Source organism: Zhongshania sp. (assembly GCF_047636175.1).
Lineage (GTDB): Bacteria > Pseudomonadota > Gammaproteobacteria > Pseudomonadales > Spongiibacteraceae > Spongiibacter.
This window is the reverse complement of sequence record NZ_JBLIKC010000021.1, coordinates 36,304-51,224: the sequence shown is the minus strand read 5'-3', so window position 1 is coordinate 51,224 and position 14,921 is coordinate 36,304. Positions and strand designations below refer to the sequence as shown.

At 48.5% G+C, this 14,921-nt stretch carries 13 protein-coding genes, 1 tRNA gene and 4 pseudogenes; 9 read left to right on the top strand and 9 right to left on the bottom strand.

Annotated features, from left to right (window positions below):
* Window positions 1-65: 65 nt before the first annotated feature.
* Window positions 66-1,325 (bottom strand): annotated as a pseudogene (gene kaiC / locus ACI955_RS13070) (circadian clock protein KaiC); the annotation flags it as partial.
* A 79-nt stretch (window positions 1,326-1,404) separates the two neighbouring features.
* On the opposite strand from kaiC, the pseudogene ACI955_RS13065 reads away from it, so the two are divergent.
* The 7 genes and pseudogenes from ACI955_RS13065 to ACI955_RS13035 all read left to right on the top strand — a co-directional run.
* Window positions 1,405-2,281, top strand: a pseudogene (locus tag ACI955_RS13065) (IS3 family transposase); the annotation flags it as partial.
* A gap of 165 nt (window positions 2,282-2,446) precedes the next feature.
* On the top strand, window positions 2,447-3,568 hold the full coding sequence (locus ACI955_RS13060; protein ID WP_415244181.1) for a nucleotidyltransferase family protein: 1,122 nt from the start codon (window positions 2,447-2,449) through the stop codon (window positions 3,566-3,568).
* A gap of 2 nt (window positions 3,569-3,570) precedes the next feature.
* The gene (locus tag ACI955_RS13055) at window positions 3,571-3,852 is read left to right on the top strand and encodes a PqqD family protein (RefSeq protein WP_415244180.1); all 282 of its coding nucleotides are present in this window, start codon (window positions 3,571-3,573) and stop codon (window positions 3,850-3,852) included.
* A 1-nt stretch (window position 3,853) separates the two neighbouring features.
* The gene (locus ACI955_RS13050; protein WP_415244179.1) at window positions 3,854-4,246 is read left to right on the top strand and encodes a lasso peptide biosynthesis B2 protein; all 393 of its coding nucleotides are present in this window, start codon (window positions 3,854-3,856) and stop codon (window positions 4,244-4,246) included.
* Window positions 4,243-5,196, top strand: coding sequence for a hypothetical protein (locus ACI955_RS13045; RefSeq protein ID WP_415244178.1), 954 nt, complete (start codon window positions 4,243-4,245; stop codon window positions 5,194-5,196). Before ACI955_RS13050 ends, ACI955_RS13045 begins: the two co-directional genes overlap by 4 nt.
* Window positions 5,197-5,563: 367 nt before the next feature.
* A complete protein-coding gene (locus ACI955_RS13040) occupies window positions 5,564-6,931 on the top strand; it encodes an asparagine synthase-related protein (protein WP_415244177.1) in 1,368 nt (455 codons plus the stop codon).
* Window positions 6,932-6,944: 13 nt separating this feature from the next.
* Window positions 6,945-7,091 carry a hypothetical protein gene (locus ACI955_RS13035; RefSeq protein ID WP_415244176.1) on the top strand — a complete coding sequence of 49 codons (147 nt, stop codon included), beginning with the start codon at window positions 6,945-6,947 and terminating at the stop codon, window positions 7,089-7,091.
* Window positions 7,092-7,143: 52 nt separating this feature from the next.
* Here the strand turns inward: ACI955_RS13035 and ACI955_RS13030 are convergent, their stop codons facing one another.
* The 6 genes and pseudogenes from ACI955_RS13030 to ACI955_RS13005 all read right to left on the bottom strand — a co-directional run bounded on the left by ACI955_RS13030 (window position 7,144) and on the right by ACI955_RS13005 (window position 10,434).
* Entirely contained in the window at window positions 7,144-8,730 is a 1,587-nt protein-coding gene (locus ACI955_RS13030) for an ATP-binding cassette domain-containing protein (RefSeq protein ID WP_415244195.1), read from the bottom strand.
* 211 nt (window positions 8,731-8,941) lie between these two features.
* Window positions 8,942-9,219 (bottom strand): annotated as a pseudogene (locus ACI955_RS13025) (integrase core domain-containing protein); the annotation flags it as partial.
* 50 nt (window positions 9,220-9,269) lie between these two features.
* The gene (locus ACI955_RS13020; RefSeq protein WP_415244175.1) at window positions 9,270-9,599 is read right to left on the bottom strand and encodes a hypothetical protein; all 330 of its coding nucleotides are present in this window, start codon (window positions 9,597-9,599) and stop codon (window positions 9,270-9,272) included.
* Complete coding sequence (locus ACI955_RS13015; protein WP_415244194.1) at window positions 9,592-10,086, bottom strand: tyrosine-type recombinase/integrase; 495 nt, start codon at window positions 10,084-10,086, stop codon at window positions 9,592-9,594. The genes ACI955_RS13020 and ACI955_RS13015 overlap by 8 nt, the downstream gene beginning before the upstream one ends.
* Window positions 10,065-10,208, bottom strand: a complete 144-nt coding sequence (locus ACI955_RS13010) for an Arm DNA-binding domain-containing protein (protein ID WP_415244174.1) — start codon at window positions 10,206-10,208, stop codon at window positions 10,065-10,067. Before ACI955_RS13010 ends, ACI955_RS13015 begins: the two co-directional genes overlap by 22 nt.
* Window positions 10,209-10,218: 10 nt before the next feature.
* The gene (locus ACI955_RS13005) at window positions 10,219-10,434 is read right to left on the bottom strand and encodes a hypothetical protein (RefSeq protein ID WP_415244173.1); all 216 of its coding nucleotides are present in this window, start codon (window positions 10,432-10,434) and stop codon (window positions 10,219-10,221) included.
* A gap of 70 nt (window positions 10,435-10,504) precedes the next feature.
* Here ACI955_RS13005 and ACI955_RS13000 point away from each other — a divergent pair.
* A pseudogene (locus ACI955_RS13000) lies at window positions 10,505-10,630 on the top strand (helix-turn-helix domain-containing protein); the annotation flags it as partial.
* Between the two features lie 196 nt (window positions 10,631-10,826).
* Window positions 10,827-10,903: transfer RNA gene (locus ACI955_RS12995), tRNA-Arg, on the top strand.
* A gap of 961 nt (window positions 10,904-11,864) precedes the next feature.
* Here ACI955_RS12995 and ACI955_RS12990 read toward each other — a convergent pair.
* On the bottom strand, window positions 11,865-12,641 hold the full coding sequence (locus ACI955_RS12990) for a hypothetical protein (protein WP_415244172.1): 777 nt from the start codon (window positions 12,639-12,641) through the stop codon (window positions 11,865-11,867).
* Window positions 12,638-14,920: a hypothetical protein gene (locus ACI955_RS12985; RefSeq protein WP_415244171.1), complete on the bottom strand. Its 2,283-nt coding sequence runs from the start codon at window positions 14,918-14,920 to the stop codon at window positions 12,638-12,640. Before ACI955_RS12985 ends, ACI955_RS12990 begins: the two co-directional genes overlap by 4 nt.
* Window position 14,921 lies beyond the last annotated feature (1 nt).

The window sequence follows — 14,921 nt, the reverse complement described above, 5'->3', positions numbered from 1 at the left end:
CATAATTTAATAAGAGACCTTTGCACGAAAGCACTCATGCTCTCGTGCAAAGGTCTCAATGAGGATTAATCATTGAACAGCGTGGCGATACGATCAACATCTTTTTGCGGCGTCTGCACAGGATTACCCGACAGTATTCCGGTAATACCGTGGAATTGGGCGCCGATGTGCATACCTTTATTATCAATCTGATACTCACGAATTCCTTTATCGTGTTGCGATCCACGCATCTTCAATACCAATACTCCTCGGCGAATTTCGCCAAATATTTCCACATAGCGCAATAGAATAATAGTGTCGGTGATAGTGGAGACATGCTCGTCGGTCACGGACCCACCACCCATTAAGGAAGAGGTGGTGGAAGAGAATAAACCAACGATTTGCTTCTTTTCAATAAAGGAGGTAAGCCCGATGACAAATTCCCGGAAGGATTTACCATTCGTCATTCGTTCCAGTGCCGACAGGCTGTCGACCGCGATTCGGGTGGGTTTGTAGTCTGTGATTTCCTTTTCCATCAATAACAGATGGTCTTCAACGGGTACCGACTCTGGATAACGACAGATAATTATTAACTTACCTTTTTGCTCCAGTTTTTCAAAGTCCATACCCCAGCCAGCGGCGTTGCGAGTCAACTGTTTACGACTTTCCTCATAGGCAAAATACAGTGAACGTTTATTAGGGTTTTCATTGGTCATCGCGAAACATGGCAATAAGCAAGGTTTTGCCGCAACCTGTGTGTCCGGATAACAGGATAATTGAGCGCCGCCACACATCTCATCGAGCACGACATTACCCGAGGATATACGCTTTGTTGACGATTTCTGATCGAGTGCGGTTTTGGCCAGAGGGATAAATATGATGTCTTCATCAGCGGTAATGGAAAACGGGAACTCACCCTTGTGGTGGTAGTTACCTCTGGATTTGAGAATCTCGAGGGTGCGGCGACGCCTTTCCTGATCAAGGGCATTGCGCAAAATAATAATATTATCGGCCGCAAATTCTTCGGCATCAAAGCGCCCCAATTGACCATATTCTTCGGTGCGCTCGGCAGTGACAATCGCGGTGACCCTTAAGTTTTTCAGACCCATAAATACCCGGTGGAGCTCGCTGCGCACAACCTCCATAGCGTTAAACTGGCTAAATATGCTGCCCGATGAGTCGACTGATAGGCGCTTGGCCTGCACATTTTTGACGGCATAGCCGATACGTGCTGCCAAGGCGCCGAGGTTAAAATCGCCGCCAATCTGAATATCGACCTGACCCGGTTGCGGACTAGCATCAACAAATATCAACTTGCCCTCTGCCACGTATTGAGAAAGGTTCCATCTAAACCGATGACGTTGCGGATGATTTCACTCGGTGATTCTTTGAAAGTAACAAAAACGCCATTGAGACCACCAGTGCCTTCTTTGCGAAAGAAATGAAGTGAAGTACGGCGTCATACAAAAACACTCTCAGGGCTACCCGGTGCGGCTGCTGTGCCGAGTGATGAAGCTGAGTAAATCCTCTTTTTATGCATGTAAGGCTCGTCCGGCGCAGCTAATAACAGAGCAGGAGCTGCAACTATACCGAATAACCAAGGCGCTGTTTAACGCAAGCCGACAAAGTTTAGGTAGCCGAGAAATAGCGAAGAAGCTAAGCGCCGAAGGCTTTAACGTTACTCGCTATAAAACCATGAAGGTCATGGCTAAATTAAAGCTGCAGGCCAAGCAGCGCGTGGCCTACAAGATAACCACGAAACGTAAGCACAGCGATTCCGTAGCGGCTAATTTGTTAAATCAAAATTTTAAACCTGTTGGACAAGATCAAATCTGGGCAGGTGACATCATCTATTCAAAAACAGCCGAAGGCGGGGTGTACCTAGTGATTACGATGGATCTTTACTCCCGCCGCATAATCGGTGGGGCAACGGATAAGCGCATGACGACCAACCTGATTAGTCGGGCGATGATCATGGCTTACAACCTTAGGCGGCCAGCTGAAGGGCTAGTGTTTCACAGCGACAGAGGCTCGCAATACACGAGTAAAGCTTACGGTGAATTACTGTTGGAATATGGCATACGCACTTCGATGGGGGGATGTGAGTGCGTGCTGGGACAATGCCGTGGTCAAGCGATTCTTTGGTGTTTTAAGGCATGACTGGATTTTTAAGCTTCATCAGCCGACACGCGAGCATATGATCAACGATATTAGAGCGTATGTTAAATACTACAACCTGGATCGACTGCACTCATCGAACAATGATTTATCGCCGGCTCGGTATGAGAAATTAGCAAATTAACGTGTCCGGTTTTGTTGAACAGAACACCCTTAAAGATGATAGACTAACGTTTTAGTAAAACCAGTTTATTTTAACATGCTACTAAATGTTCTAAAAGATTCCAGCCCAAGACTAAGTGCCGCTGAAGATTTACTCGCAGCCGTCGTCGCTAGCCGTTGGAACAAGATGCAGCTAGCCAAAGTAACTGAGTATCTCGACAGCTGTACCAAATCAGAATGGCAACGCTGTGTGACCTATCATGGCCTTGCGGGGGTACTATGCCTGTACCACCAAGAAGCGCTTTCTCGGCTACCTGCTGAATTCACAGAAGTAATCGAGCAGGTTCGTCAAAGGCAAAGCCTTCACGCGCTAAAACAATTCGCCACACTCAGGGACGTTGGACAAATACTGCAACAGGCTGCAATCGTCTACATGCCACTCAAGGGCCTGTTGTTATCTAAACGGTTATACGGTGATATCGCCACACGCGCCAGTTGCGATATTGATGTCCTGATCGATCCCACTGACTTTGACAGCGCGCATAGCGCGCTCCATAACGCGGGGTACACACCAACTTTTGCCTATGACGGCAACAGCCTTGTTCGTCTCTCCATGATGAGGACAGCACATCATCTTTGCTATCTATCGGAAGATGGTCAGCTCGTTGAGCTACATTGGCGTAACGAACCTTCGCACTCACTCTCCTTAGCGCCGCTAAAATTGCTAGCGAAAACGCTTGATGTAACCACTTTTGTTGGTGCCGAGATTCCCGAACAAACTGAGCCCTTATTACTATCAACCATTTCCATGCATGCAGCTCGCTCATTTTGTTATGGGTGGAAGTGGGGCTACGACGTTCTGCACCTGATGTTTCCGCCGGGTTCCGAATGGACGGAAAAGTCTGAAGCGTCTAATGTTAATACCGCGGAACTTTGCCTCCAAGTTATGTTGCACCAACTAGGCGACCAAACTATCCCGTCAAGCACTCTCGCTGTAAGAATTTCAAATGCTGGCTCAGCGATACGAGCCAGAGATGTAGGAGCTAGCCACAAAACATCCGGATTACAGCATGTAACAGCTATCGCTAATGAGTCGTGGCTATCAGGCGCCCTAGAATCAAGCTTTTTCAAACGTGCCTACTACACGTATGGTGTACTTTCTGGATCCATGCCAAGCTCCCTGAGGCTAGCTTATGTGTTTGCAATATTCCCGCCCGCAAAAGTTGTTTACAAGCTATCTAGGGCCGTGTTTAAAATCGTCGGCGTAATTTCAATGCGGCCACAAAAACCCTCTCAAAAGAATAAATAGAAATGAATATCAACACTCATTACCAACACAGCAGCGCAACCGTCTTTACTGAGCCCGAGCCAGGGAGTGGCGTCGTGCTGCAACTCGACACGGGCGAGTACCATCAACTGAATGCGGTTGCGTGTTATGTATGGAACCTACTGGAGACGCCCACTAACGGCGCAAGCCTCGTGGCCAAAATTATCGAGCAATATTCGGCGCCAGAGCAAGAAGCAACTCAGGACGTCGCCGAACTGCTCGCCAGCCTACTGGATCGAAAGCTCATCGAGCCGGCCACCAACTAACGTGAGCTTCAAAACGATTGCTTTTGTTACAGCGGTGCTTGCGCTATATCCTCTCGCTCTGGTTTGGAGGCGCCTGCGCTTCAGTACCTCGCGAAAATCTACGACGAAGCGCCCGGAGTGGCCCAGCCAACAACTCGCCGAAAGCGGGCCTTCCAAACTAGTACGAAAACTAGATGCTTTCCTGCCCGCTGGTATTAACTGTTTAGCCATTGCTATCGCAGCGAGTTGGATAACCAACTTTGCTCGCGTGCCTACCACTATGTTCATTGGCGTTTCTTTTGATTCGGACAAGCACTTCCAAAGTCACGCCTGGCTAGTTAGCTCTAATCGCATCATTACTGGCGGGCCTTTAAATCCTAAGTTTAAAGTCATATGGACATCAGCCACTTTATGAACTCTTTCCACTGGGTCGGTGGGCTACTTTTTGAAAGCCCCGTCCCACTTGCTACGCCAGCGATAATTCCAAGTCGCGATCCCGACGCAATAATCACCATCCAAAGCCCCAGGCCGATTTCAACTGAATTGCCCCAAGGCAAGATACTTAGCCACGTCGACTTTGGTAGCTGGGTCAGCACGCAGGTAGCCACAAAAAAAGGCGTGCTGTTTCGTATCGGCGGCGCTATAGAGGTCTTATATACCCAGCCAGATCAGCAAATTATCATCACTCCAGACCCCTCGTTAAACGAGGGGATGCTCGAAGTGCTTTTGGCCGCAAGCCTGCTAGCGCCACTGTTTCAATTAAAAGGGTTTTCTTTGTTGCATGCGTCCGCGGTGGAATGTGGAAACTCACTAGTTGGAATATTTGGCCAAAGCGGCGCAGGTAAAACCACCTTAGCAACAGCACTCTGTTGCAGCGGCATGGGCTTATACGCAGATGACATGTTGCCTCTACTGATTGAACAAGAACGCATTTATGTAAACGGCGCCTGCTCTACTTCGTTAAGGCTCAGAAATCCTAGTTTAGCCTGTAGCTTCCTAGATGACCCCGACAGCTATCCGGCAACCGGTGATGGGCGCTTAAAATATAGCCCTGCCACAGCAATACATAATGGAAAACGGGCTATTAGCGCATTAATCATTCCCGACTTTAGCGTCAACAATGACAAGCTCGAGCTTCAACGTGTTTCAGCAACTGATGCACTGTTAGCGCTTTTAGCCAACGGCAAACGAAGCAGCGGAACGCGTTGCAAAACCCGCTTACAAAATGATTTCAACAAACTAAACATGGTCAGCCAAAACGTACCTATATACCGCGCCACTTTAACCAAAGAGCACCTTGACCCAGCGGAGTTAGCTCAGAAAATAGAAGCGCAACTAAAATTGGAACCCAATTATGAGCCTTAGACCTTTCGCCGATGCTGTGGCGCTCTGGCAGCCAGATTCTCACGAGAGGAAGCTCGCTCAAGCTCGCCTCCAAAAGATTGATCGTGTTAATACTATTGTGACACCCGATGGCTGGCTCTTGGCTATAAGGTGCCTTCCAGAAACAAACATCGGCGACGTATATTGTGAAGAAGCTCAGGTTTTCATGGCTCAGGGCGCCGATCTATTCCCCACTGACGACAAGAGCTCCCCATTTAATGCAATAGCCATAAAAAAGGACCTAATAGAAGCCACTCGCTATTGCGCAACAGCAACTACTTCAGACTTTTCTGCTGCCCACCTTGGTGAGAACGGTACGCTTACGGTTATGCAGTCACACGCTGCACTAATGCCGATTTTTACAGCGCAGAACAAAAACTGGCTATTGTGGAGTACCTCATTAGACTTTGCCGCACTGGCTCGACCAGCGGCTCCTGAACTTGACGATGCTATCGCAGCAATGGTCGCAAGTCTGGCCAGTTTGTTTGCCGAGGGCCGCTCTCTTATCCAAGGTATCGCCGAAGAAAAACGCGGGCAAAGGATAAGGCTTAAGCCTCAAAAGAAAAATTGTTATACGAATTGCGATGATGAGTTTTTAGGAAAACCGCTCGCAAACGCTCATATGGATAAAGAAAGCTGTGGCGCTGCGCTTCGGAAAATTGTGCTGGACAACCTAAAAAAAGACTTGTCAGGCAAGCATACAAACCTACTCTCTCTTAGCGGAGGCCGAGATTCCTCAACATTAGCCTTGCTATGCCAAGATCATCTCAAAATACCCATTACTACCGCTTCGCTAACACCTAGCCAGGGCGACTGGAAGTCAAAAGAGTTAGACTCCATATTAGCTCTGCTAAAAGACACCCCAGCGCAAAATAAGCTCATTATCGATTGGCCAGACGGGTCCTATCAAGCAAACGTACTTAACAAAAAACCCCCAACAGCACATTTCGTTCTCCACCCCATGTTATGTGAGCTCAGCTTCATAACCGCTAAAAAGCGCGTGGACGTCTATTTTGGTGGTGAATTTTGCGATGAACTTATTGGCGGAGAGGCCGTGCTCGGTGAGTGGTTAGCCGACCTCGGCTTCTTCAAAAGTCATAGCAAGCTCCCAATAAAAACCCAAACCCGTATCGTTACTAGCCGACACCTTATTAAAACCTACCTCAACACCAAACACCGTTGGTCAAACAAACTATTACAAGTTAAGTATGGAGACGGGGTGCCTGGCTTCATCGCGCCAGATTTAAAGAATCCAATTCGCACCTTACTTATCAAGGGGAGCCATTTTGGCCTTAGTGCGTCTGAGCAACCATTGCACCGCTTCCATCAAAAATATGCAGCAGTGCTTGGAATGAATTGGGCTGCTTGCTCAATTATGGGGATACGCCGCTCTTTTCCTCTACTAACCCGAGAAACATTAACTTTGTTGCGCGGCACACATGCCAAACATCGGCTTGCACCAAAGAGCAAAGAGTTGTTTACAGCTGCTTTTAAAAGCCTGGTCCCTGCTGGCATCCTAGAAAGGGAAGGAAAAGGGTTTATGAGCGTAGATATGCCGAAGCAAACGAAACCACCAAAAGCATCTCCAGTCCATAGAATATTTGATCACTCAGCATTCCAAAGCAATGAACTACCTCTGCTAATGCACATAGCTAACAACATTGCCGATGAAGCACAATGTGGTGTAGACTTCCTATTTAACAAATACCACAACTAACGTGAGAATCACAATGAACACAAAAACTAAAGAAGATAAGCTAGCAAAAATACAAGAATACTCAAAACCAATGGTTTCAGATCTTGGAAAACTAGCCGATGAAACTAAGGGTGTCAATGTGGTGCCTGTCGATGATATTGTTTTCGGTGGTTCGCAATAGGTAATTCACAAGGAGCTTGGTCAGGCTCCTTGCAAGCGGCGCAGGGGCCAGCTCAACTTGAGTGAAAGATATACTCATCTTTCAGTATACTGTCATGAGTAATAATTATTACAATTGAATCTTGGACCGGCAAAACAAGCTCTTTCCAAAACTTGGCTTTGCTTTCCGCATCTAAAAAGGCGGTTGGCTCATCAAGCAATATAACCTGTGCTTGAGAAGAAAATGCTCGCGCAATAAACAATTTTTGCCACTGCCCACCGCTTAAATCAACTCCCCCCATTGGGGCTATCAATGGGGTGCTTTCAGTGTCTTTAAGCTTCTGATATTCTGAACGCGCGCCACTTAAGTCGGCCGCAAACCTCCATTTTTCATCTGTTATATCTCTATCTAGTACAACATTATTACGTACTGTTTCTGGATAGCGTCCACCGTGTTGAACTTGCAGAGATACCGAGTTTTTCCAACTGTCTGAACTAGTGCCTTCCAGTCGCACCCCGTCCAACAACACCTCACCTGAGTCAGGCCTATATAGTCCTGCTAAAATTTTGAAAAGTGTTGATTTGCCGCTGCCATTCGCTCCGCGCACTATATTAATAGTGCCCACATCAAAGCACATAGAAATATTGTCTACAGCCTTTTGCATAGCGCCAGGATAAGAGAACTCAATATTTTTAAGCCGAATAGAATGCTTAACTAGTTGTTGTTCTGCAGGCGCAGAAGCCGTCGCTAAGGGGCTTCCCAGCGGTGACAGTCGACGAAAGTCACCAAAGAACAGCCCGCCTTTATAGAGCTTTATGGCCTGCTCCATAAAATTGACGGCTATCCGCTGGCCAACAACCAACACATAAGCGTTTAATACTAACCCTGCCGACGTAAGCTCGTTAGCTATGTAAGCCTCCAGCATTTGCCATGCACATAAGCCCACGCCACCGACAATACACAAACCGGCAACAATGCTGTGCAGCAATTCACTCTGCGCCAATCCGCGCTCGGACGTGGCCAGCTGTCCTTCTATTTTCTTGTGATTAGCGGCGAACCATTGATCTGCCAGAGTCATTCTAAGCTCGGGAATATAATCTCTTTCTCCCAAAACCCAAAACAGATAATTTTGCTTTCTCTTCAATGCTGTCTGTTTAATGCGTTGTTGGTTTGCACGAATTGTCATTCGGCCATATAAGGCAACCGCAGGAAGTGCGCACACAACAATAACAGCAACATATATTGGTGACTGCAAGAATAGATATCCGAATATCGCTGCCAAAAAGAAGCCTGCCTGTATTGCCCCACCACTTGCCTCGAAGATTATGGATGGCTGCTGCAGGGCTTCTGACCTAGCTCTTTGCAACAAGCTTTGGTTCTCTGCTTTATCAAAAAAACTTAGCTTTAATCCGTTAATGGTACTTAATAGGCTTTCTTGAACTGCCCCTTTGACTTGCTGCGAAAATACAGTTTGTAAATACTGCACGACGCGAGAAACAACAAAGACGCCAAACAACACGACTGCAGCAATCAGCAGCCAATACAACATTTCACCCTCATTAAGAACAGCCTCACTCCCGACCGATTCGGCATCTAACCGCATGCGAATACCGATCAAGATCACCATAGGCAACACGCCGGAAATAACACTTAGGAACAACCAGGCAAGAGAGAGCCCGCGCGAGCTGTTGAAGGCCAGCAGCCACCCCCATACTAGATCGCTTACGACAGCCCTTATATGCTTAAAAATCTTATTCAATTTAATCTCAATTTTTTAATATTTATGAAAGCTTAACACTAACGTATAAGCTAATAACGGGAAAATCCTCCTGTAATCCCCTCATTACCAACCGACATTGTAAGTAGAGGGGCTATGTCACATTCAGTTTCCGGACTGGCGATATGCCTCCGATAGCATAGTGTGGTCGTTCGTGATTGTATATCCAAAGCCACTGAGTCGCTAACAGCTGGGCGTGCTCAAGGCTGTTCAAGCGATGCATATCGAGCCACTCATGTCGTGCTGTTCGGTTAAATCGTTCTGCGTGGGCTTTCCTGGTTGGATATACCTGAGGGTGATGTGCCGGTCGATCGCCCATTGTTATAGCTGATGGGAGATGTATTCAGGCCCATTGTCACAACGGATAGCAGCGGAGCTGATGTTTGCGTTATAGCTCATCGAGAGAACAGCGCATTTTCAGTTCATTTGCGCATGCTTGTGTGAGGTGGAGCGAGTGAGTGCGCCGGTAAGATCGAATGAGCATCAGCTATCCTGGCAATGCATTTTTGAACTAGGTGTGAGTTTTGTTCCTGTAGGTGGTCGGTTAGCTGGGTTACTGCGTCTTGCACAGTTAATTCAACGTCATACATATTATTAAATCGTGCTCCTAACCATGCCACTAGGGCTTGATGGTTGTCGGTTTCTTTGCCTGTTCCGATAAGGACGCCGAGGTTACCTACTTGGGAATTACTTTGTGTAAGAAGCATTGTCGCGATGTGGTGAATATTTTCGTTAATTTTTGATTTAGTCATGCTCTGCTCCTAGGCAACGGCCGATATGTGCTAATGGGTTGGTTGCCTCAGCATTTGGTGAGTTGTTAGGGAATTGCTCAGTCAGCAAGCGCTCGAAGGCTGAACCGTCTGCGCGGGTCAGATTGGGCACATAGCGTGAGTAAACTTTGAATAACATTTCGGTGTTGGTGTGACCCATTTGTCGAGCAATCCATTCTGGGGATTCACCCGCAGCCAGCCACAAGGTGGCGGCAGTGTGGCGGGTCTGATAAGGGCGGCGTTTTTCTAATCCGAGATATCGCAGTAGTGGGTACCAGACCCTTCGAGTGATGTTGTTGTGAGAAAGTGGTGTGCCCAGTCGATTGCAGAAAACGTATGCGTATTCGCCAGTGGCATTACGTTGGGCTAGAAGGGCATCGTAAACCGGTTTCGACATCTGGGTTTCGCGCTGGGAACCATCATTCTTGGTGTATTCCCTTTGTCCCATCACCCAAGTTTCGCGAACCAGGATCTCTTTGCCCTCTTTTGGTTTGCTGGCGTGTCGGTGAGCTTCGTGTATTCTATGCACCGCTGCCCTTTGTAGCGGAAATCAAAAAATAACTTACCGTCTCTTACATTAACTGAAGCCATCAGATTCTCCTTATTGGATTCCGGCAATTAGCATATTTAGAGAAACAGGCTTGGCCATATCGACCTCTATCTTTTCCCATAAGTAGAGAATTTTTCGGCCACCAAAAGGGCGGCTGTAATGGATACCTTCAAGAAGGACTGAATCTTTGAGGCGAGTACGAATAGTTCGCGGGTCGTATTTGATCCGCTCAGCGAGTTTTTCAGTTGTTAGGTAGGTCTGTGGCATAATACCTTCAGGTAAAGACAGTACAATTTATAAGAGCTCTTAATAATCTCCTGTAGATCGGGATACGGGCTTAAATCGTGGCACTGTTACAAGGCTGTATCGCGAGATGGCGGTGCGAATTGATTTCGAGGTGTTAGAGGTTTTGTGCACGTATTTGCATTGTGAGCTTAGCGAATTACTAACAATCGAAGCGTGATATAGCAATTAACAGGGAAATTGGTCTCTGCGGGCAGCACTCATTTCGACTGTTCTAAAATTCATGTGCAAATGCTTGTGGTCTCAATATGGTCTCAAAACAGATTTAGGCCAATATCCTTAAGTAAATGATCGAGGTAGATTGAGGCGGGAAACCCCCTCTGTTATAGTGTTGCGCTTCGTGAAATACCGATTTCGCGCCCGTAGCTCAGCTGGATAGAGCGCTGCCCTCCGGAGGCAGAGGTCAGAGGTTCGAATCCTCTCGGGCGCACCAAAACCAAAAAGGCCCGCTAATTAGCGGGCCTTTTTGGTTTTGGTTTGCTTGATCGGTGAGAGCCTCTCTAGGTTCGATAAATTGTGCCCACGGCGCAATTTAAACAAGGAGCGCAGCGACGCAGCCTCGAAGAGGAATTGCAGCTCTAAGGCTGAATTGATTAATCCTCGCTCGAGGTAGGCGTAGCATATGAGCAAAGCCGGCCTTGTGGACTAGTACTCATGAGCGTTAGCTGGTTTTGTTAAAATAATAATGAAAAAATTGCCGTGTCCAAGCCGTGCCTAGGCCTTGAGAATACCGTGCGTCTATCATGGTTTTTAGAAGTGTATTTGCTCTTTCAATGCTGATAATTGATCGTAAGCCGCGTTATGGTAATAAAGTTGATCTTTCTCAGATAAAATAGATACCCGTATCAAATTGCTACACTCGTTATAAAATTTGTTGATGTAACGGGATAATGCTTTACGTAATACCTTCACACCATTGAACTAGGCTCCTCAGATCAGATCAGCTCGGTCTTTAGGCTGTGGAAGAACGATTCCATCCAGATATTTCCGATGCACTTCCCTAGCCGATTCACACTGTGGCGAATGCCTTTTTCTATAATATTTGGAGTTTACTGTTCATATATTCAATTCTTCTATCCGTGTAAAATACAAGGTGACACTCTGAATCCGCTTTCTAAGGGTGTATCTCATCGCAGACAAGGTGATGTCTGATGTCCGGCTATCCGATAACGACAGTGGCGTTATGGCTAAATATCGCCACCGGCTATTCGACTTACGTAGGTCTGACTGTCAGGAGCGATATTCTTGTTGAGCGTATAGAGATTCTTTCAGAAAACCTTGAATACTATGAGACGGAAGCAGCTGGCGTTAGTTGCCTATTTCAGCTGGCTGCATGGCCAATTAAACGGTTGGGGTGAGAGATTGGTTAGCTATATTCTAGATGTTGCGATTGCTCAATCTGTCTCGTAAATAATAAGGCTTGTGTTGGCTGGAACGCCGCTGAGGGTGCCTGCACCATGGGGGGCGACAGAGGTATCGTTGACTTCGTGCAGCAGGAATAGAATAGGAATCTCCATTAGCCCGCTCTGGGCTTGAAACTCTTTCTCTGAGAGGAGCTGTCCGTCAGTGATCAGTGATACCTCAGCCGGGTATCGCTGCTCGTCGTCGACCAATTCCACCGCAAGCCGCGACTTGACGTGCATAGCGGCAGCTTGCGACATCAGCTGGCCGCGTGAGGCGTCGGTAAGCACCACGCGAAAGCTGCGGTCGCTGTCGCATACCACGTTCAAGTAGCTGTATTCGCTGTAGGGGCCGCTGTCGCTAGATTGAGAGTCATCGTCAAAGAAAATGTCCACCTCACCGCTGTTTTCAAAGCTGCAGTGCTTAGATTGTAAGAGAGTGGGCAGCTGGCGACGGATAAATGGCGGTAACTCGTCAACAATTGTGGCGATTGGCAGGCCGCTTGCTAGGCGCTCGCGTAGTGCCGCGGCAATGTCATCCATGGTGACGGCTTGACTGCCGTCGCCGCCGAGTAGGGCGTTGGTAAAGACAGTCTTGCCTAACTCCGCTGGGCAGTCCGCTGTTGTCGCTGTAGTGTCAGCGCCTTGCTCGCAGCTGCTTTCAGCATAAAAATCCTGATACGGCATCATCTGGTCAAGCAGGCTGCTGGCATTAAGCTGCGCCCCATGTATGGCGATAAGCATAAGTGCAGCAGTAGTTAGTTTGCTCATGGGTAACTCCTGAATAATTCACTCGCCCGAGTCATTTCTCCGGTGGTGCGATCAAATTCGTAGATAGGCAATTCTTCAGTTACCAGCGGTATATGTAATTTGTAGCGCTTGCCACCCACTTCCAAAGTGTTGCTGGCATTTGGTCTGTATTTTGTAATATAGGCGCCAAAATCATTGTGTACAAAGGGCTTGCCGTTAATAAGTATGTCGCTGATACCGTTGTGCAAGATATGAATAATAATAGGCGCCTGGGTGACTGGCATGTCTACGCTGGCATAATTGGCCTTCGCTACTCGCACCGGTGCTTGGCGCGTAGTGAGCACATCGCTGCTGGCGAGTGAGTCGCGCTCTATCTTGACTGTGGTGGGGTAATATGCCGGCACGGGCACGCTGGCTGCGCCATTACCGTAGGTTTTGCGCTTGGTACTTGCCGAAGAAATTACTACCCCCTTTTGGCCGGTGCGCGCGGTGGCATAGGCTTGTGAAACCGGTAGTGGCGTAATAAAGCTATTGTGTTTGCTGATTACAAAGCCGGTACTTACGCGACTGCTCGAGCGGTAAAAGCGGTTAACGTCGTCGTAGTTGGCTTGCGCAGTAATATAGTTGTCGCGATAAGACAGTCCCGCGCGCGAGTCCAGCGTCGCTTGGCTTTCATAATCCTGCGCGGCTGCCAGCTGGTAGCCCAGCTGGCTTTGGCCGGCGCTGATATTGCCTGTGACATCGGCGCCGACACTGCGCTGATCGCGCTCCCAGCTGTGCGCCACGCGAACTCGCGGTGCATTGCGTTGCTGGGGGCGATAGCCAATGCTGAGGATGGCGATATAGTCGCCGGTTTCAAGGTATTCCGCGTTGGACTCTAGGTACCAGCCGCGCCGATTGTAGCCAAAATTAAATGAGCCGCCGCTAAGGTCGCCAATTTCAAATGCCGACACGCCGTAGTAAAGCTGCGCGGTACCGGTGGACAGTGATACGGTGCCGCCATCACCTGATAGCGTGCGGCCGCGAAATTGCGCGAAATTGTCGGCACTGAAATACTCGGCGCCTAGGGTGACCCAGCGTGTTTTGCCGTCCCAGTCGTAGGCATAGCGTGCGGTGACGGCGTTACCTTCGCTTGTGGTGGCGGCAATGTGGCTCCAGGCGGGTTCGACGCTAAGATGGTGATTGCCTGCGGCCAAGATGAATTCGGTAGAGGCCAGTTCGAACTCTTCATTTCCTTGGTAAGACAGGCTTTGTGTCCAGTGATTGCTAATGCCGGTACTGATATAGCCTGCGGCGTATTCGTCCTGATATTTGTCTGGCGTGTCGCGAATGGCGCCGTAGCTAATATCGAAATCGACCACACCGGGGGCGAGATTTTGGCTGGCGTCAAATAATGACTGTCTAATTACCCGGCGGTTTCCCAGCGCGTCGGTTAATATCAGCGTCAGTTCCTGGCCACTGCCATAGGCGTCGCTTTCTACTTGTAATTGGCCCTGCTGGTATTCTTCGTTTTTGATTCTCTGGCCGTCAATAAATAGCTCTAGGGTGCCGGGCAGTTTGGCCTCGGTTTGGTATTTGAAAATCGGCCGGTATCTATAGTCTGGCGCCACATCGAAGGCGCGGCTCAGGCGGATGCCGCCAATTTGCAGAGCGCCGCCAAAGGTGTCTGGGCGCGTGTTGGTGTCGCCAATCTGTAGGCGAATTTTGCTGCGCTCAAAGGCCTTTTCATAATAGCTTTGGCCGCGAATACTGTCGCCCTCACTGAGGTATAGCTGCGAACTGTAGACATTGCCGCCGCGACCTAGTGACACGCCCACGTCGAGGTCGGCGGCGTATTGCTCTACGTCCCTGCGCTCATCGTAGCGCGACAGTAAGTTAATATTGGTTGCTAGGCCGCCGCCATAACTCAGCGTGGCGTCACTGCCTATACTGGCGCGACCAAAGCGTTGTGGCGGTAAAAAAGCCGGGTGTATGGTCAGCTCAAGTTGATTTTTCAGCTCGTCAAATTCGGTGTCGGCGATGGCATCAAGCGGTATGCATGGCGTGCAACCGTAAATATTTTCCGCCAAGAGCAGTGCATTTGCAGTGTCTATGTAATCGGCTAGTTCGGTCATCGGAAAATACAGGCGGTTGTTGTCGTCTGCGATCAGCAATAAATCCTTGCTGTGGCTGCCGTTAATCCGTGCACTATAGGCGCGGACACGCTCAAGGGCCTGGCTGTCGAGTAGGTTGTGAATTTGCGCTAGGGGTTGCTGTGGCAATAGTAATAAGCATGCCGACATGGCGAGTAATCGGCGCATA